The organism is Bradyrhizobium lablabi (assembly GCF_001440475.1).
Taxonomy (GTDB): domain Bacteria; phylum Pseudomonadota; class Alphaproteobacteria; order Rhizobiales; family Xanthobacteraceae; genus Bradyrhizobium; species Bradyrhizobium lablabi.
Genome location: NZ_LLYB01000120.1, coordinates 1 through 17,235, shown reverse-complemented (window position 1 = coordinate 17,235; position 17,235 = coordinate 1). Strand labels below are relative to the sequence as shown.

17 protein-coding genes and 2 pseudogenes are annotated in these 17,235 nt (G+C 64.1%); 8 read left to right on the top strand and 11 right to left on the bottom strand.

Features of this window, described 5'->3' with window-relative positions; genetic code table 11:
- Positions 1-261 precede the first annotated feature (261 nt).
- The 4 genes from CQ14_RS33440 (at position 262) to CQ14_RS33425 (ending at position 1,806) form a co-directional block, all read left to right on the top strand.
- A complete protein-coding gene (locus CQ14_RS33440) occupies positions 262-555 on the top strand; it encodes a hypothetical protein (protein WP_057862029.1) in 294 nt (97 codons plus the stop codon).
- Between the two features lie 162 nt (positions 556-717).
- A complete protein-coding gene (locus CQ14_RS33435) occupies positions 718-936 on the top strand; it encodes a YgaP family membrane protein (RefSeq protein WP_347337179.1) in 219 nt (72 codons plus the stop codon).
- The gene (locus CQ14_RS33430) at positions 933-1,466 is read left to right on the top strand and encodes an RNA polymerase sigma factor (protein ID WP_057862027.1); all 534 of its coding nucleotides are present in this window, start codon (positions 933-935) and stop codon (positions 1,464-1,466) included. Before CQ14_RS33435 ends, CQ14_RS33430 begins: the two co-directional genes overlap by 4 nt.
- A gap of 91 nt (positions 1,467-1,557) precedes the next feature.
- The gene (locus CQ14_RS33425; protein ID WP_063800459.1) at positions 1,558-1,806 is read left to right on the top strand and encodes a hypothetical protein; all 249 of its coding nucleotides are present in this window, start codon (positions 1,558-1,560) and stop codon (positions 1,804-1,806) included.
- Here the strand turns inward: CQ14_RS33425 and arfB are convergent.
- Positions 1,769-2,188, bottom strand: coding sequence for an alternative ribosome rescue aminoacyl-tRNA hydrolase ArfB (arfB, locus tag CQ14_RS33420; RefSeq protein WP_057862026.1), 420 nt, complete (start codon positions 2,186-2,188; stop codon positions 1,769-1,771). The two genes, CQ14_RS33425 and arfB, sit on opposite strands and share 38 nt — an antisense overlap.
- 125 nt (positions 2,189-2,313) lie before the next feature.
- Positions 2,314-2,766 (bottom strand): MarR family winged helix-turn-helix transcriptional regulator, encoded by a 453-nt coding sequence (locus CQ14_RS33415; RefSeq protein ID WP_245320728.1) that lies wholly within the window; start codon positions 2,764-2,766, stop codon positions 2,314-2,316.
- Positions 2,767-2,942: 176 nt separating this feature from the next.
- Between CQ14_RS33415 and CQ14_RS33410 the strand changes: the two genes are divergently transcribed.
- Complete coding sequence (locus CQ14_RS33410) at positions 2,943-3,902, top strand: alpha/beta fold hydrolase (RefSeq protein ID WP_057862025.1); 960 nt, start codon at positions 2,943-2,945, stop codon at positions 3,900-3,902.
- Positions 3,903-3,940: 38 nt separating this feature from the next.
- Positions 3,941-5,155 carry an ABC transporter substrate-binding protein gene (locus tag CQ14_RS33405; RefSeq protein WP_057862024.1) on the top strand — a complete coding sequence of 405 codons (1,215 nt, stop codon included), beginning with the start codon at positions 3,941-3,943 and terminating at the stop codon, positions 5,153-5,155.
- Positions 5,156-5,171: 16 nt separating this feature from the next.
- Here CQ14_RS33405 and CQ14_RS33400 read toward each other — a convergent pair whose 3' ends face one another.
- The 7 genes and pseudogenes from CQ14_RS33400 to CQ14_RS33370 all read right to left on the bottom strand — a co-directional run bounded on the left by CQ14_RS33400 (position 5,172) and on the right by CQ14_RS33370 (position 14,691).
- Positions 5,172-6,539 (bottom strand): M16 family metallopeptidase, encoded by a 1,368-nt coding sequence (locus CQ14_RS33400; protein ID WP_430650239.1) that lies wholly within the window; start codon positions 6,537-6,539, stop codon positions 5,172-5,174.
- Positions 6,536-7,927, bottom strand: coding sequence for a M16 family metallopeptidase (locus tag CQ14_RS33395; RefSeq protein WP_430650238.1), 1,392 nt, complete (start codon positions 7,925-7,927; stop codon positions 6,536-6,538). The genes CQ14_RS33400 and CQ14_RS33395 overlap by 4 nt, the downstream gene beginning before the upstream one ends.
- A gap of 181 nt (positions 7,928-8,108) precedes the next feature.
- Positions 8,109-8,822, bottom strand: a complete 714-nt coding sequence (locus CQ14_RS33390; RefSeq protein ID WP_057862023.1) for a hypothetical protein — start codon at positions 8,820-8,822, stop codon at positions 8,109-8,111.
- Between the two features lie 90 nt (positions 8,823-8,912).
- Positions 8,913-9,431: a signal peptidase II gene (lspA, locus tag CQ14_RS33385; protein WP_057862022.1), complete on the bottom strand. Its 519-nt coding sequence runs from the start codon at positions 9,429-9,431 to the stop codon at positions 8,913-8,915.
- Positions 9,432-9,980: 549 nt separating this feature from the next.
- Positions 9,981-12,977 (bottom strand): annotated as a pseudogene (ileS, locus tag CQ14_RS33380) (isoleucine--tRNA ligase); the annotation flags it as partial.
- 194 nt (positions 12,978-13,171) lie between these two features.
- Complete coding sequence (locus CQ14_RS33375; protein ID WP_057862021.1) at positions 13,172-13,726, bottom strand: sugar O-acetyltransferase; 555 nt, start codon at positions 13,724-13,726, stop codon at positions 13,172-13,174.
- Positions 13,723-14,691, bottom strand: a complete 969-nt coding sequence (locus CQ14_RS33370; protein ID WP_057862020.1) for a bifunctional riboflavin kinase/FAD synthetase — start codon at positions 14,689-14,691, stop codon at positions 13,723-13,725. Before CQ14_RS33370 ends, CQ14_RS33375 begins: the two co-directional genes overlap by 4 nt.
- A 218-nt stretch (positions 14,692-14,909) precedes the next feature.
- Here CQ14_RS33370 and CQ14_RS47230 point away from each other — a divergent pair.
- Together CQ14_RS47230 and CQ14_RS47225 are read left to right on the top strand one after the other, a co-directional pair.
- Positions 14,910-15,071 (top strand): annotated as a pseudogene (locus tag CQ14_RS47230) (response regulator); the annotation flags it as partial.
- A 1-nt stretch (position 15,072) separates the two neighbouring features.
- Positions 15,073-15,294, top strand: a 222-nt coding sequence (locus CQ14_RS47225) for a response regulator (RefSeq protein ID WP_245320726.1), incomplete at its 5' end; no start/stop codon positions are given.
- A gap of 80 nt (positions 15,295-15,374) precedes the next feature.
- Here the strand turns inward: CQ14_RS47225 and CQ14_RS33360 are convergent.
- Together CQ14_RS33360 and CQ14_RS33355 are read right to left on the bottom strand one after the other, a co-directional pair.
- Entirely contained in the window at positions 15,375-16,229 is an 855-nt protein-coding gene (locus CQ14_RS33360) for a TIGR01459 family HAD-type hydrolase (protein ID WP_057862019.1), read from the bottom strand.
- A 15-nt stretch (positions 16,230-16,244) separates the two neighbouring features.
- Positions 16,245-17,235, bottom strand: a 991-nt coding sequence (locus CQ14_RS33355) for an EAL domain-containing protein (protein ID WP_156435738.1), incomplete at its 5' end; no start/stop codon positions are given.

The following is a 17,235-nucleotide window of genomic DNA, read 5'->3' as shown; positions in this document are numbered from 1 at the left end:
GCTGGTGCGGGCAGGAGCATGTGGATCAAAACATTTTTACGGAACTTTTCGGGTGCTGCGGAGGCGCCGCATATGCGGTTAGCCGGTGGCCAAGGATTCGCAAAATGACCCTGAAATCCCTGCACGATCACCACATCGCGCGGCTTGCATGGCGCCCGCGTCGTTCGCCACGTGACTGATCCGGCGACGAGCATGTTCGGTGAGGGACGGCGCTTGAAGTAACCGAACTGTTTGCCGCCAAACCAACCCTGGGAGAAATGGATGAAGCTAGTGAAAACCTCGGCGATCGCGGTTGCAATCTCGGCCCTGCTTGCCGGCCCTGTACTGGCGCAAGGCGCCTCATCCGACACGCAGATCCGCGGCGGCGCAAAGGGCACGACCCAGATGCAGGGCGGCGCGTCAGGCAGCATCGACGAGGATACGGCGGGCACCCCCAGTCAGAGGGCCGGCGCGAAAACTGGCATGAAGGGTACCGTCGGAGCCGGCAGCGGCGCGCCTCACGCCGCGCCGAAAGCCACGGGCGGCGCGGCTACCCCTCCAGCGTCCAGCCGGTAAGAGACCACCTGGAGGAAACCCGCCTCCTCCGTCGGGTTGCTCTCCAAACAGAACTCCGGTCGCCATGGGCGGCCGGAGTTTTTTTGTGCCTGCCGCGAACCGAAAAGGCGGCCCGGCGGCTCTAGGGGGGAGAGAACGATTTGAGGTTCTCGCGCACAATCAATGGGAGCTGCTATGTTCTATCGCAAGAATTTGCCGGTTTGGGAGCGGACGACAAGGGTGGTCGCGGGCGCAGCCATGATCGCTTGCGGACTTCTTGGCCTGCAGGGATTGCCGATCGGCTATTTGATCGCCGGAACGGGAGCGGTGGCGATTATGACCGGATTTATCGGATTTTGTCCGATGTGTGCGCTGGCCGGCCGCAGGTTACCGTCGCCATGACGGCATTGGCCAGAACGAGCCGCTGCGATCCCTCGCTGATCGAAGCCGCGCGCGGCGGGGACGAGAGGGCCCTTGTGTCGCTGATATCTGCGGCGCAGCCCGACGTCCGGCGTTATGCCGCGCGCAATTGCCGGGTGTCTGACATCGACGATGCGGTGCAGGAAACGCTGTTGCTCGTGTATCGGCGCATCGGCACGTTGCGAGCGGTGACCTCGTTTTCGGCGTGGCTGTTCGCCGTCGCCCGGCGGGCCTGCCATCGCCTGCTGCGAATGTCGGTCGGAATGCCCGACGTATCAGTCGATACGGCAGACGAACGGTGGGCGCGCCTTGCGCCCGAAGACATTCGCATGGACCTTTCGCGTGCGATCCAGTCGCTGCCCGGGCATTACCGCGAAGTCATCCTGCTTCGCGATATCGAGGAATTCTCGATCGACGAGATTGCCGCAGTCCTTGGCCTGAGCCGTGAAAGCGTCAAGGCCCGCATTCACCGGGCGCGGCTCATGATCCGGGAATATCTGATCCGCGACTGAAAGCGTTTTCGCGCGGGACACCGGTCCGCGTGAAGAAAGCGCGTGAGAACAAAGAAACATCGATTTCACAACAACATCCCGGAGAAGATCAATGTTTGCCAGCAAGACGCTGTTGGAACATTTGCTGCGCGGTGCCGCAGGTATTGGTGCGCTGTGGTGTGCGATCGCGATCGCCGCCAGCCATCCCTGGGCTTCGGTCGCGCTTGGCGGCCTTGTGCTGCTTGCGTTTCGAGGCTGTCCGATTTGCTGGAGCATCGGTCTGTTCGAAACCGTGGGCGAGGCCTCGAAGCGGCGGCGCGATCTCAGTCGTCGAAGCGCGATGGACCGCGCCGTGCCTTGATGTCGCTGCGCCGCTTCTTGCCTTCCAGCCGTCGCTGCTTGGAGCCGAAGGTCGGCTTGGTCGCGCGGCGCGGCACCGGGCGGATCAGGGCTTCGCGCAGCATTTCGAGCAGGCGGTCGATGGCGTCGGCGCGATTGCGCTCCTGGGTGCGGAAGCGCTGGGCGTGGATCACGATCACGCCCTCCTTGGTCATGCGCTGGCCCGCAATCCGGTTCAGCCGCAGCGCGGCGTCCTCCGGCAGCGTGATCTTGCGCGTATCGAAGCGGAGCTGGGCGGCGGTCGAAAGCTTGTTGACGTTCTGCCCGCCCGGACCGGAGGCGCGGACAAAGCCGATCTCGATGTCGTTTTCGTCGATCGTGAGGGAGCGGGAAACCCGCAGCATGGCAGTCACCGGTGAGGCTAGAGAATCGGCGAATGCAAGATAGCGGTTTCAAATGGCGGGCCAAAGCCCGTCGGCCCGGTCGAAAATGACTTCCCGGGCGGTCTTCCGGCCTGAAAGGCCGGGCATCACAGTTCGTCGAGAGCCGCCCAGTGCGGCACATGATCTGCAAGCTTGTCGAGGAGGCGTTCGAACTCCTTGCGCTCGGTGCGCGTCAGGCAAGCCAGCATCGCCTGCTCCCGCTCGCGGAGCGCCGGGATATATCGTGCGTATAGTGCGCGGCCGGCAGGCGTGATGAACAATAGCTGCCGACGATTGTCCGCTCTATCGGTATCGCGGCGCAACAGCTTCTTCTTCTCCAGCGCAATGATCCCGCGGCTGATATTGGCCTTGAGGTGGCCCGAGAACTCGCAGATGTCGCTCGCGGTTACGCCCTCGCGGAAATTCAGGAAGATCAGGGTGACGATCTCCGGCCGCGTCAGGCCGAGCTCCATTTCGATCTTCCGAAACGACGGCTCCCGGTAGAAGTTCAGCACATAGCCCATCTTGTAGGCGATCTTGATCTCGGTGCCGCCGCGCACGGCGGCGATCCCGTTCGCCTCCCGTTCCCGCGCGACTGGCGCGGATCCGCCGTCTCTGGCTTTCCCAGATAGTCTCATATGTGACTTTATTGGTCTCATATGTGACTTTCTAATTGCCTTTCCGATTCGGGTCATCTTAAATCGCGACCAACCCACAGGGAGGGCCGACGCTCGCCATGGCAGATCGGATAGACAAGGCGCAGGCTCGGCGGAACGTCGTGGACGTGTTGCACGAGCAGGAATCCCGGTGCTTCTACTCGGGCACGGAAGCGCATCCGATCTATGTCGATCACGTGCGGCCGCCTCACCGCGCGCCGGGCAAAAATCCGATCGTGGCGGTGCATGGCGCCGGTCACACAGGTAGCTGTTATCTGGCAACGCCTGATCTGAGGGCCGGATGGGCGGTACGCTTCGCGGCCGCGGGCCGGAACGTGTTCGTGCCGGACTGGCCGGGTCACGGCCGCTCGCCGCAGCGGCCGGACTTTCCACGGCTTGGAACCGCCGATGTCGCCACATCGCTCCTTGCGCTCCTTGAGGAGATTGGCCCGGCGGTGCTCGTCGTGCATTCCGCGAGCGGCCCCATGGCCTGGTGGATGACGGAGCGGCGGCCCGATCTTGTCAGCGCGGTTGTCGGTATTGCCCCCGGCCCGCCGGCTAATCTGCTGAAGGACCTGCCCGAGGATCCGGCCGCCATCCTGGCGCTGCACGACGATGCCAGCGCCGGTCGCCCGGTCTATGCGGCCGAGGACAGACCGGTGTGGCTGAGCGCCGAGTTTGCAGTCGCCTCCTGGGCCAACGCGCCGCGTTTCCCGACGCCTGCATTCGAACGCTATTGCGCTTCGATCGTGGCGGAGAGCCCACGCATCCTGAACGAACGCTTCAATATCGGAGGTCGCGGGCTCAAGATCGATGATCCGAGCAACCTGCGCGGCAAGCCCATCCTGATCGTGACCGGCGAATGCGATCCGCGCCATCCGCGCGAGGTCGACGCGAGAACCGCCGGCTATCTCGGTGCCGAATTCGTCTGGCTTCCGGACAGCGGCATCAACGGCAACGGTCACATGATGATGATCGAAGACAATAGCGATGACCTCGCGGCGATGATCCTCGGCTGGCTCGACGCGGTCAACGGCTGACGCTGCCGAGCGGCAGGCAACAAATTGGAGGAGAAGGGATGAGACTGAATATCCTCGGCGGTGCTTTTTTAGCCCTGATGCTGCCGGTCGCGGCTGAAGCCCAGATCAGTGGCGATGTCGTCAAGATCGGCGTCTTGACTGACATGGCGGGCGTTACCGCTGATATTACTGGCAAGGGTTCACTGGTCGCCGCCGAAATGGCCGTGCGGGAGATCGGTGGCACGGTCCTCGGCAAGCCAATAGAGGTCATTTCGGCAGATCACCAGCACAAGGCAGATGTCGGCTCGGCGATCGCCCGCCGCTGGTTCGACGTCGAAGGTGTCGATGCGATCGTGGACGTGCCGAATTCGGGCGTCGCGCTCGCAATCCAGGGCCTTGCGCGCGAGAAGAAGCGGATCGCTCTTTATTCCGGCGCCGGTACGACCGCATTGACCAACGAGCAGTGCTCGCCCTACGGCTTCCACTGGACCTACGACACCTATGCGGTGTCGCACGGGACAGCCTCCGCGGTCGTCAAGGCCGGCGGCACGTCCTGGTTCTTTCTGGCTTCGGACTACGCATTCGGGCATCAGCTCCAGAACGATGCAACGCAGGTAATCACCGCGAGCGGCGGCAAGGTGCTGGGCGCCGTACGCCATCCGCTCAACACATCGGACTTCTCGTCCTTCCTGCTGAGCGCGCAGTCCTCGGGCGCCAAGGTGGTCGGCCTCGCCAACGCCGGCAACGACACCGTCAACGCGATGCGGCAGGCGGGCGAATTTGGGCTCGGGCAGGGTGGGCAGAGCCTCGCTGCACTGATCCTGTTTCTTCAGGACGTGCATGCGCTCGGGCTCAAGGCTGCACAAGGCACATATCTGACGACGTCATCCTACTGGGACATGAATGACGCGACGCGCGCGTGGTCGAAACAGTTCATGGCCAAAACCGGCATGATGCCCTCGATGCTGCATGCTGGCGTCTACGGAGCGGTGCGCCACTATCTCAAGGCCGTCGCCCGTGCCGGCACCGACGATGCCGAACAGGTCGCGGCCGCGATGCGGACCATTCCGATCGAGGACGTTTTCTCCGAAGACGCGCGCATCCGTGAAGACGGCCGCGTCACGCGCACCATGTATCTCGTCCGGGTGAAGAAGCCTTCGGACTCGAAATATCCCTGGGACTACTTCGAGGTTCTTCGCAAGATTCCTCCTGAAGAGACCGTGTGGCCCCTCTCAGCGAGCAAATGCCCCTTGCTCAGCGGCGCGACCCGCTGACCTCTTGGTCCACGGCCTAATTCGCCTTTGGCGGCGCCGCCACGGGCTGGGCGGCGGCCTGCGGGGCGCGGCCGACGATGACGGTGAGCAGGCCCTGGCCCCACAGCTTCTGCGCGGCCTTTTTGGCATCATCCAGCGTCACGGCGTCGACCAGCGCGTTGCGCTTCTCGATGTAATCGATCGGCAGCTTGTCGAGCTGGTATTGCAGCAGCGCCTGCGCGAGCTTCGAGGAGGTATCGAGCGCCAGCATCTGCGAGCCCTTGAGATAGGACTTGGCTTCGTCCAGTTCCTTCTGGGTCGGGCCTTCCTCGGCGATGCGGCGGATTTCGTTCTCGATCGCGTCGACCGTCTCGCCGGCGCGGTCGGCGCGGGTGCCGGTATTGCCGATGAACAGCGCGGAGCGATCCATCCAGAGCAGGGATTCATAGACCGAATAGGCCAGGCCGCGCTTTTCGCGGACCTCCTTGTAGAGCCGCGACGAGGAGCCGCCGCCCAGGATGTGGTTCACGACATAGGCGGCCATGAAATTCGGATCGTGGCGGCGAATGCCGGGGCCGCCGAACGTCACCACGGTCTGCGGCACATCGAGCGGCACGAACGCGCGCTGCGGCGGCTTGGTGGCCTCGACCTCGGCCGCCGGCGACAGGCTGGCCTTGGCCGGCAACGTGCCGAACGTCTTGTCCAAAAGCTTGCCGAGCGTGTCGGCATCGACATCGCCGACCACGGCGATCCGCAACGTATCCTTGGCGATGACGCGGCGGACGTAATCCTTCATGTCGGCGACGTCGATCTTCGGCACGCTGTCGAGCGTGCCGTTGCTCTGCCGGCCGTAGGGATGATCGCCGAAGGCGACTTCGAGGAACTTTCGGCTCGCCAGCGAGGTCGGGTTGGTGGTGTCACGGCGCAGCCCGGAGAGGACCTGTGCGCGAATGCGCTCGACGTCGCTGGTGTCGAAACGCGGCGAGGTCAGCGCCAGATGCAGAAGGCCGAAAGCCTCGTCCTTGTTGTCCTTGAGCATGCGGAGCGAGCCGCGGAAATAATCCCGGGTCGACGAGAAGCTCAGTTCGATCGCGCGGCGCTCGAGGCGCTCATGGAAGGTCTTGGAATCGAGATCGCCGGAGCCTTCATCCAGCAGCCCGGCGACCAGGTTGCCGACGCCGGACTTGTCGGCCGGATCCTGGGCGGCGCCGCCGCTGAAGGCATATTCCATCGCGATCAGGGGCACGGTGGCGTCCTGCACGAACCAGGCCTCGATACCGCCGGGCGAGACCAGTCGCTGGATCTTGGCCGCGGCATGCGACGGGCTCGCCGCCAGCGCCAGCAGCACGGCGCCCGCGATCAGGGTGGAAGCGAGGCGCTGCGCGCCAATCGAAAAACGGATCACGAGCGCTTCTCCTCGCGTTTCGGCGCGGCATCCTTGATCAGATAACCGGTCACCGAGCGTTTCTTGTCGAGCCATTTCTGGGCCGCGTCCCGAACCTGTTCGGCAGTGACGGCGCGAATCCGCTCCGGCCAGCTCCTGATATCGTCGATCGACAGCCCCGTGGTCAGCGCGCCGCCATACCAGCGCGCCAGCGTGGCCTGATTGTCCTGGGCGTAGATCGCTTCCGCAATCAGCTGGGTCTTGACCCGCTCAAGGTCTTCGGCACGAGCCGGATTCTGGATGACTTCCGCGATCACGCCGTCGATCGCCTGCTCCACCTGCGAAAACTCGACGCCGGGCTTCGGTGAAGCCGAGATCGAGAATTGCGTCGGATCCAGCGAGGTGCCCTGATAGCCGGCGCCGGCGCTGATCGCGAGCTGACGGTCAATCACCAGCGCGCGATAGAGATAGGAATTGGAACCGCCGCCCATCAGTTGCGCCAGCACGTCGAGCGCCGGGCCTTCGCCGGCCGCTGCGGTCGCGGAGGAGGGGACGAGGTAATAGCGCCGCAGGCTGGTCTGCTCGACGCGCGGGTCGGACAGCGTCACCGTGCGCGGCGCCGCCGGGACCGGCTCCTGCGGACGGACGCGATGCGCAGCAATGGCCGGCTGGGCGGGAATGCCGCCATAGGCCTTCTCCACCATCGCGCGGATTTCCTTGGCGTCGACATCGCCTGCGATCACCAGGATCGCGTTGTTCGGCGCGTAGAAGCGCTTGTAGAACGCCAGCGCGTCCTCGCGGTCGAGTTTCTCGATTTCCTGGCGCCAGCCGATCACCGGACGGCCATAGGGATGGTTGAGATAGAGCGCCGCCATGATCTGCTCGGTCAGCCGCGCGTCCGGATTGTTGGCGACCCGCATGTTGAACTCTTCGAGCACGACGTCGCGCTCGGGCAATACGTTCTCATCCTTGAGGATCAGGCCGGTCATGCGGTCGGCCTCGAACTCCATCATCTTCGCCAGGTGCTCGCGCGGCACGCGCTGGAAATAGCCGGTGTAGTCGAGCGAGGTGAAGGCGTTCTCGTTGCCGCCGATCCGCAGCACGGTCTTTGAGAATTCACCGGCGGGATGTTTGGCCGTGCCCTTGAACATCAAATGTTCGAGGAAGTGCGCCAGCCCCGATTTGCCGGGCGTCTCGTCGGCAGAGCCGACCTTGTACCAGATCATCTGCGTGACGACGGGCGTGCGGTGATCGGGGATCACCACCACTTGCAGGCCGTTATCGAGGGTGAAGCTGGCGGGACGTTCCGACGTGACCGTGGTCTGGGCAGTCGCGCTGCCGGCGGAGAAAGCAAACGTCGAGATGAAGACTGCAACGAGCGAGGCGGCAAAACGGTGCGATGACATCATGACCTATCTGGCGCGTATTCCGCAAAAGGCGTTACCGGTCCTGCGACTGGAATTCGCGCAAATGTTTAGAAGCGAAACCCGAACAAGATGGTTCGGAACGAAACCGCGGCATCGTACACCGCGCCGGCGCCGGCAATCGTCACGAAGGCGAGAGAAGAGCTTAACTCTTCGCCATGCTTAACTATTCGCCATACTTGCCCTTGGCCGGATTGTATTCCTTGTTCAGCGACTCCTTCGGCCCGGTGCCGTAGGCAAAGTTCGGCGACGGCGTCTGGTAGCCGGGCGGCGGCTGGGTCAGCGAATCGCGCGTCGGTTCGTTCTTGAATTCGGCCGTCTCGGACTTGTTGCCGCCGAACAGACCGCTGAAGCCGCCGCTATAGCCGAGCTGCGACGGGCTCAGGATCGGATTGTTGTTCGAGGTGCCGGGCTGCACCGGATCGTTGTCCTTGCGCGAGGGCGCCGCGGTCTTGCCTACCGCGAGTTCGGCCGGGGTCAGGATGCGGGCCGCTTCACGCGGGTCCTTGTTCTCTTTCTTGCGTGCGGCAATCGCGGCCTTGCGGCGCTGCTCGTCGGGATCCTTGGGCCAGTTCGGCGCCTTTGCTTCGGCTGCGGCCGTTGCCGGCGGCGGCAGATCGAGCTTGGGCGGAACCACCAGCGGCGAGCGCTCGCGGTATTCGATGCCGCGGTTTTCCATGTTGGTGCCGCCGATGCCGCGCATGATGCCTTCGATGATCTTTTCTTCGAAGGTCTTGTCGTCTTCGTCCTCTTCGTCGGCCGCGCGCACGGGGCCAGCGGCCATCACGAGGCCGATGCCGAGGGCAATGGCAGCCAGGCGCAGCGCCCGGCTCAACGAGGAGATCTCAATCATCCAGAAGCGGGCTTCGGTCTCGCGCATCGCGCTGTTCCCATTCACAATTTCTGCAACCCAAGGGGCCGGCCTGAGGGCCGTACTGGCTTCATACCCTAAGGGTCCTTTCGGCCGGGATCAGGGCGCTTTTGCGGCGGGTACCCCCAGGAACGAGTCATACAATAGGCCCGCTACCCCGGCAACAATGGCCACATCCGCAAGGTTAAACACGTACCAATTGAAGGTTTTTCCACCGATCTCGATGTGGAACAGGGCGAAATCGACCACTGCGCCGTGCAGGAAGCGGTCGATGCCGTTGCCGACCGCCCCGCCGATGATCAGGCCCAGCGCCAGCGTCGCGAGCCACGTGCTCGAGCGCGCCATCCAGATCCCCAGCACGATCACGGCGATTGCCTTGATCGCCATCAGCGCGATCTGGGCGAGCTGGCTATCAGTTTGGAACCAGCCAAAGCTGATCCCGACATTCCACGCCAGCACCAAGTCGAAGAACGGCGTGACCCGGACCGCGCCGCGATTGGCAAGGTCGAACACGTAGAGCAGCCAGAGCTTCGAGGCCTGGTCCAACACCAGCGTCACCACCGCGGCAATGACCCCGGCGCGCAGGTGAGGGGTGCGTGCGTGTTCGAGGCCAGACACTTATCTGGCCTTCTTTTTCTTCTTCTTTGCCTTGGCCGCCGGCGGCTTCCTTGCTGCCTTTTTGGCAGTCTTCTTGCTGGCCTTCTTTACCGCCTTCTTTGTCGTCTTCCTGGCCGCCTTGGTTGCCGAAGGAGCTTTTTTCGACTTGGCGGCTTTCTTGGCTTTCGCTTTCCTGGCTTCGGTTTTCTTCACCTTGGCCTTCTTGGCGCCAACTGGTTTGGCCGCCTTATCGGCCGCGGTTTTCTTGACAGAGGTTTTCTTGGCCGTGGCTTTCTTGGTCTTGGCTTTCTTGGCCGGCGCCTTCTCGGCTTCTGCGGTCTCAGGCTTGGCTACGGCAGCCTTGTCGGTTGCCTCCGCGGCCGTGGCTTTCGCAGGCTTCCGGGCTTTCGCAGGCTTCCTGGCTCTGACCTTCTTGCTGGTCTGGTCCGCCGTCACCTCTGTTGAAACGGCTGGCTCCGGCGCTTCCTCCGCTTGCTGCACTGATTCGACAGCCTGCTGTTCGACCAACGCGACGGGCTTGGCGCGCGCTTCAACCGCAGCAACCGGTTTCACGCCCTCGGCAAGCGCCTTCCATTCCCGCAAGGCCTGCGCGTCGCGCGGGGAGACGTCGGGATATTCGGCGTCTTCGCCGACGGTCGGCAGGATCTTCCAGGAACGCGCGCATTTGGTGCCCACGGCCTTTTCGACGACGACGGCGACGCCTGGCACGTCAGCGAGGGTGAACGCGCTGGCCGGCGCGTCGTCATTGGTCACCATGGCGTTCGAGGTGATGCACACTTCCGCCAGATCGATGTCGATCAGCGTGTTGAAGATGTTCTGATCCGACACGTAGACCAAAGGCGACGCCTCCAGCGACGAGCCGATGTTCTTGGCGGCGCGTTCGAGCTCGAGTGCGCCGGTGACGACACGACGGACGTCGCGGATGGTCTCCCACTTCGCGGCGAGCGCGTCGTCGCGGAACTGGTCAAACCCTTCCGGGAACAGCGTCAGGTGCACCGAGGCTTCGGCGTCCGGCTTGTACATCCGCCATGCTTCTTCGGTGGTGAAGCTGAGCACCGGCGCCAGCCAGCGCAGGATCGCGTCGCAGATGATGTCGATCGCGGTCAGCGCCGCCTTGCGCGCCACCGACGACGGCGGATCGCAATAGAGCGTGTCCTTGCGGATGTCAAAATAGAACGCCGACAATTCGGTGTTCATGAACGCCGCAAGCGTCGCCACCACCGTCTTGTAGTCGAACTCGGCATAGGCCTGACGCACGATCGAAGCGCGTTTGGCGAGCTCGTGCAGCATCAGCCGCTCCAGCTCGGGCATGTCGCCATGGGCGACCGCATCGCTGGGATCGAAATGATGCAGCGTGCCGAGCATCCATCGGATCGAGTTGCGCAGCTTGCGATAGGTCTCGATGGTGTTCTTGAGGATTTCGGGGCCGATACGCTGGTCATCGGCATAGTCGGTGGCGCAGACCCAGAGACGCAGGATATCCGCGCCCGAATCCTTCATCACCTTCTGCGGCTCGACGGTGTTGCCGAGCGATTTCGACATCTTGCGGCCGTTCTCGTCCAGCGTGAAGCCGTGGGTGAGCACGACGTCATAGGGCGCCCGGCCACGCGTGCCGGCGCTTTCCAACAGCGAGGAATGAAACCAGCCGCGATGCTGGTCGGACCCTTCGAGATACATCACGGTGTCGTCGCCGCCGTCGATCTTGCGGACGATGTTGCCAAGCGTCGGGAAATTCTGGCGGTCTTCCAGCACGAACGCATGCGTCGAGCCGGAATCGAACCAGACGTCGCAGATATCGTCGACTTTCTTCCAGTCCTCAGCCGCGCGGTCCCCGAGGAAACGCTCTCGGGCGCCTTCCATGTACCAGGCGTCGGCGCCTTCCTCCGCGAAGGCTTCGCAGATGCGCTGATTGACGATTTCGTCCTGCAGGATTTCGGCCGAGCCGTCGCCCTTCTCGCGCACGAACACGGCGATCGGCACGCCCCAGGCGCGCTGGCGCGAGATCACCCAGTCGGGGCGGCCCGCGATCATGCCGTTGATGCGGTTCTGGCCGGCAGGCGGCACCCACTGCGTCACCGAGATCGCGTGCAGCGCGCGGGCGCGCAACGTGTCGCCGTGCCTGGTGTGGCCATCCACCGCAATGTCCTTGTCCATCGCGATGAACCATTGCGGCGTGTTGCGGAAGATCACCGGCTTCTTCGAGCGCCAGGAATGCGGATACTGATGCTTGAGCCGGCCGCGCGCCAAGAGCTTGCCGGCCTCGACCAGCGCCTTGATGACGGCCTCGTTGGCGTCGCCCTTCTCGCCCTTGTCGTTGATGACGCGCTTGCCTTCAAAGCCCGGCGCATGATCGGTGTAGGCGCCGTTCTCGTCGACAGTGTAGGGGATCACGGGATGGATGCCGCGGGCCTCCAGCTCGCGCACGTTCGCGATCCAGGCATCGAAGTCTTCGCGGCCGTGACCGGGTGCGGTATGGACGAAGCCGGTGCCGGTGTCGTCGGTGACGTGGTCACCGGCGATCAGCGGCACGGTGAATTCGTATCCGCCGGCGAAGCCTCGCAGCGGGTGAGCGCATTCCACCGCGTCGAGCGTGTCACCCGGCAGGTCGCGCACCTTCTCGTAGGCGGTGACGCGCGCCTGCTTGAACACTTCTGCAGCGAGCGCGTCGGCGAGGATCAGGAGATCGCCGGTCTTTGCCCAATTATCAGCGGGCGCATCGGTGACCTTGTAGAGGCCGTAGGCGATCTTCGGCGAGAAAGAGATGGCGCGGTTGCCGGGCAACGTCCAGGGCGTCGTGGTCCAGATCACCACGGAGGCCTCGGCCAGCACGCCGTGCGCGGGCGAGGTGACCGGAAATTTCACCCACACCATGTCGGAGGTGTAGTCCTCGTACTCGACCTCGGCCTCCGCCAGCGCGGTCTTTTCCACCACGCTCCACATCACGGGTTTGGAGCCGCGATAGAGCGTGCCGTTGGCGGCGAACTTCATCAGTTCGCGCGCGATCTGCGCTTCGGCCGGATAGCTCATGGTGGCGTAGGGATGATCCCAGTCGCCGATGATGCCGAGCCGCTTGAACTCCTCGCGCTGCACGTTGAGCCAGTGCGTCGCATAGGCGCGGCATTCCTTTCGGAACGCCACCATCGCGGTGGAGTCGCGGAAATCGGGCTTCTGCTTGCCCTTGGAGCGGTAGTTCTCTTCCTCGATCTTCCACTCGATCGGCAGGCCGTGACAGTCCCAGCCCGGCACGTAGTTGGAATCGAAGCCGAGCATCTGCTGGCTCTTGGTCACGACGTCCTTGAGGATCTTGTTCAGGGCGTGGCCGATGTGGATGTTGCCGTTGGCGTAGGGCGGCCCGTCATGCAGCACGAATTTGGCGCGGCCCTCGGCGCTCTCGCGCAGCTTTCCGTAGAGGTCGATCGTGTTCCAGTAGCTGAGGATCTCCGGCTCGCGCTGCGGCAGGCCGGCGCGCATCGGGAATTCCGTCTGCGGCAGGAACAGGGTTTTCGAATAGTCAGGGGCGTCGGACTTTTGCGGCTGTTGGGACATGAATGCTCTGGTTGGCTCGAAAGCGGCGCTGAAAAGCGGATATTGCGGGGTGAACAGGAAATCCCGGTCTTGCGCCGAGCCAAAGCTCAGGCGGAAGCCGGGCCGCTAATGCTGATGGTGCGCCGCGCAAACATGGGGGCTTTCCATAGCAGCCAACCGGGGAATCTCAAAGCCCGGCGGCAACCGGGGCTGGATCACTTTGTGCGGGGCCGGGCCGGGTTTCCGGCGACTGTGACACCCGCGGGTACATCCCGCGTCACCACGCTGCCGGCGCCGATGACCGCGCCGTCGCCGATGGTGACGCCGGGGAGGATAATGGCGCCGCCGCCGATCCAGACGTCGCTGCCGATCCGCACCGGGCGGCCGAATTCGAGGCCGGTGCGGCGCGTTTCGGCGTCGCGCGGGTGGTCGGCGGCGTAGATCTGCGTCGCCGGTCCGATCTGGGTGCGATCGCCGATCGCGACTTCGACCACGTCGAGGATGACGCAGTTGAAATTGAGGAACACCTCGTCGCCGAGTCGGATGTTGTAGCCATAGTCACAAAAGAACGGCGGACGGATTACGGCACTGGTGCCGACATGGCCGAAATGGGCCGAGAGCAGCGCATGCCGCTCGGATACCGGCGCCGCCAGTGCCGCGTTGTAGCGCGCAAGCCAGGCCTTGTTGGCGGCGGCATCGGCCTGAAGTTCTGGATCGCCGGGGCGGTAGAGCTCGCCGGCCAGCATTTTTTGTTTTTCTGTCTTGTTCAACCGATCGTTCCGAGCCTGGGAAATGCATCCGGCGCTGCGGCAAGGGCCGCGCGCGCCCTGGCGCTGTCATCATCCATCCGGCGTATCAACGCTTCGATGTTGTCGAATTTCAGCTCGTCGCGGATGAAACTGATGAAGGCGACGTCGAGCACGGTGCCATAGAGGTCGCCCTTGAAGTCGAACAGGAACACTTCCAGGAGCGGGGCGCCATTGTCGAAGGTCGGGCGGCGGCCGAAGCTGGCGACCGCATCGAACCGTTCGGCACCGCGGCCGATCCGCACCGCATAGATGCCGTGCTTCAGGCTGCAATTCTTGTCGAGGCGGATATTGGCGGTGGGGTAGCCGAGATCGCGGCCGCGCTTCTCGCCATGGATCACCTCGCCGCTGACGAACCAGGGCCCACCCAGCATGGCGGTGGCTTCGTCGATCTGGCCCTCCGCCAGTGCCATGCGGATCGCGCTGGAGGACACCGGCCGCTCCTCGATATCGACATGGGCCTGAACGTCGACTTCAATGCCGAGCCGCGGCCCCTCGCTGACCAGCAGGCTCGGCGAGCCGGCCCGGCCCTTGCCGAAATGGAAGTCGTAGCCGACCGCGATGCCGCTGACGCCGAGGCGCTCGATCAGGTCATGGTGAATGAAATCTTGCGCCGAGGTTCCGGCGCGGGTCTTGTCGAAGGTCATCACGACCGCGCCGTTGAGCCCCGTTCCGGCCAAGAGGCGCAGCTTGTTGGCCTCGTCGGAGAGGCGGAACTGCGGGCTGTTCGGGCTGAAAAAGCTGCGCGGATGCGGCTCGAAGGTGACGGCAAAGGCCGGCTTGCCGTGGGCGCTGCCCATCCGCAAGGCGGCGTCAATCACGGCCCGGTGGCCCAGATGGACGCCGTCGAAATTGCCCATGGCGACCACCGCCCCGCGGGGGATGTCGGCAGCAGGGGTGGTGTCTCGGATAACGGTAAAACCAGTCATTTCAGGGATTCTTCACGAATTTCGGCTCGGTGAACGCGGCCGGACCGTGACGCGGGGGGCCCGCTGAAGTCAAGCGGGGAGGGTCGGGCCAAAACGGATGCAATCCGGCTCCGGCCGTTTACGGGCTGTTTAAGGGCTGATGTTAGAGGTGAGGAGAGGACTGCGGGTCCCGCAGGCCTGTCGAATAATTGTGGCGTAAGCGTTGAGTGGGGGAAAAGATGGCGGTTGATTTGTCCATGCCGGTTCTGGTGGTTGATGACTACAGCACCATGATCCGCATCATCCGAAATCTTCTGAAGCAGCTCGGCTTCGACAATATCGACGATGCCAGCGACGGCTCGGCCGCCCTGAACAAGATGCGCGGCAAGAAATACGGGCTGNTGGAACATGGAGCCGATGACCGGCTACGACCTGCTCAAGGAAGTCCGCGCCGATCCCAACCTGGCCACCACGCCCTTCATCATGATCACGGCGGAATCCAAGACCGAGAACGTGATCGCTGCCAAGAAGGCCGGTGTGAACAATTACATCGTCAAGCCGTTCAACGCGGCGACGCTGAAGACCAAGATCGAAGCGGTCTTCCCGGATATGGCGACGGCGTAAGCTCACCCGCATCATAGATTTTGCTGTCATGCCCGGGCCTGTCCCGGGCATTCGCGTTTTTGGCTGGTCCTCGGCGCTTCCTACCAGCGCAGCTCCCGCATCAGCGCGCGGGGTGGATGTCCGAACAGCTCCTTCACCGAGGCCGCATCGAGCTGGTCGATGCCCTCGAATTCCTCGGAATGGATGCCGCGGGTGAGGAAAAGACAATCGATTCCGAAGCCGAGCGCGCCGGTGAGGTCGGTCCGCACCGAATCTCCGATCGCCAGCACACGGTCGAGCGAGGTCGGCTGGCCGCGGCGTTCGGCGGCGAGCGCCATGGCGCGTTCATAGATCGGCCGGTGCGGCTTGCCGTAGAAGATCGACTCGCCGCCAAGCTCGCGATAGAGCTCGGCGATGGCGCCCGCGCAATAGATCAGGCGGTCGCCGCGTTCGACGACGATGTCGGGGTTGGCGCAAACCAGCGGCAGTCTGTGCTCGCGCGCCTGCAACAGCATTGCGCGATAGTCTTCCGCCGATTCGGTTTCATCGTCGAACAGACCGGTGCAGATGATGTAGTCGGCCTGCTCCAGCGGCGTCATCACGGCGTCGAGCCCGCGATGGATCGACGAGTCCCGCTCCGGACCGATCCAGAATATTTTCTTGCCGGGATGGTCGGCGACGAAGTTCCGGGTCAGGTCGCCGGAAGAGACGATGGCGTCGTAGGTCTCGTCGGCGACGCCGAGCTTGCGCAATTGCCGCTGCACGGAATCGGCCGGCCGCGGCGCGTTGGTGATCAGGATGACGGTGCCGCCGCGCTGGCGATAGGTGTGCAGCGCCTCGCAGGCTTCGGGGAAGGACTCGAGCCCGTTATGCACCACGCCCCAGATGTCGGAGAGGATGACCTCCACGCCGTTCACGAGGTCGCTCAGCCGCTCGACGAAGCGCAATGAAGTCATGATGTAGGAAGCCTGTTAGCCCGGCCCTGCCGCACGGCGCGCCAGTGCGGCGTTGCCGGTCGCCCGCATCGGGGGCTCTGCGGCCGGGCTGGCCATGGGGACCGTGTTGCTGGGGCCATTGGGATGGGCGGAGTCCTTGTTTGCTGTCGCCCCGCCGGTAGCAGATGCCCCCTCGGGCCGCAACGGCCGCGGCGGCGCAAACAGGAAACCCTGTCCAAACCGCACGTCATAGTCGAGCAGGTCCACCACCGCGCGCTCGCCCTCGATCTTCTCGGCGATCAGGTCGATGCCGAAACGGCCGAGCAGGTCGGAAAGGTCGGAGGGGTGGATGTCCGAGGTCGAGCTCTGCTTGGGATCGAGCAGCAATGCCGCCGGCACCTTGATGAAGCGGACGCCGCGATCGGCGAGTTCGCGCGGCTCGATCCGCAAGTCGGTGACATGATCGATCGAGAAGCGGTAGCCGCGCTGCGACAGCGCGGCGAGATTCTCGATTTCGGTCGGGCGGAGATGGCGGAACGCCGCCTGCTTGAATTCGAGCACGAAGGACGGCGCCAGCGCCCGATTGGCCTCGAGGAAGTCGAGGCATTGCGCGAAGTTGGCGGGATTGCCGAGCGTCGCCGCCGAGACGTTGCAGAACACGCCGACGTCCTTGTTGCGCACCATCAGGCGGCGCAACACCTGGACACAGCGCAGCATCACCATGTGATCGATCTTGCCGATCAGCCCGCCGGCTTCGGCGGTCGGAATGAAATCGTCGGCGGCGAGGACCTGATCCCTGTCGTCGCGCAGCCGTGTCACCGCCTCGTAGAAGCGCACCTTGCGCTGCGGCAGCGTCACCATCGGCTGCAGGTAGATGTCGAGCCGGTTCTCCTCGACGGCGTTCTTCACCGCGGCAAGCAGTTGCGGCTGGTTGCGCGAGGGCGAAGCGGCTTCCGCGGCAACCGGTGCCGGCTTTGCGGCTGCAGCCGGCGCGGGCCTGGCGACGGGCGCCGGCTCGGCGGCAACC

Excerpts from the sequence above, each read along its gene's own strand:
- CQ14_RS33430 (WP_057862027.1), top strand. The coding sequence starts at position 933 with ATGACGGCATTGGCCAGAACGAGCCGCTGCGATCCCTCGCTGATCGAA.
- CQ14_RS33435 (WP_347337179.1), top strand. The coding sequence starts at position 718 with ATGGGAGCTGCTATGTTCTATCGCAAGAATTTGCCGGTTTGGGAGCGG.
- arfB (WP_057862026.1), bottom strand. The coding sequence starts at position 2,188 with ATGCTGCGGGTTTCCCGCTCCCTCACGATCGACGAAAACGACATCGAG.
- CQ14_RS33425 (WP_063800459.1), top strand. The coding sequence starts at position 1,558 with ATGTTTGCCAGCAAGACGCTGTTGGAACATTTGCTGCGCGGTGCCGCA.
- CQ14_RS33405 (WP_057862024.1), top strand. The coding sequence starts at position 3,941 with ATGAGACTGAATATCCTCGGCGGTGCTTTTTTAGCCCTGATGCTGCCG.
- CQ14_RS33390 (WP_057862023.1), bottom strand. The coding sequence starts at position 8,822 with ATGCGCGAGACCGAAGCCCGCTTCTGGATGATTGAGATCTCCTCGTTG.
- CQ14_RS33395 (WP_430650238.1), bottom strand. The coding sequence starts at position 7,927 with ATGATGTCATCGCACCGTTTTGCCGCCTCGCTCGTTGCAGTCTTCATC.
- CQ14_RS33360 (WP_057862019.1), bottom strand. The coding sequence starts at position 16,229 with ATGACTTCATTGCGCTTCGTCGAGCGGCTGAGCGACCTCGTGAACGGC.
- CQ14_RS33440 (WP_057862029.1), top strand. The coding sequence starts at position 262 with ATGAAGCTAGTGAAAACCTCGGCGATCGCGGTTGCAATCTCGGCCCTG.
- CQ14_RS33410 (WP_057862025.1), top strand. The coding sequence starts at position 2,943 with ATGGCAGATCGGATAGACAAGGCGCAGGCTCGGCGGAACGTCGTGGAC.
- CQ14_RS33370 (WP_057862020.1), bottom strand. The coding sequence starts at position 14,691 with ATGACTGGTTTTACCGTTATCCGAGACACCACCCCTGCTGCCGACATC.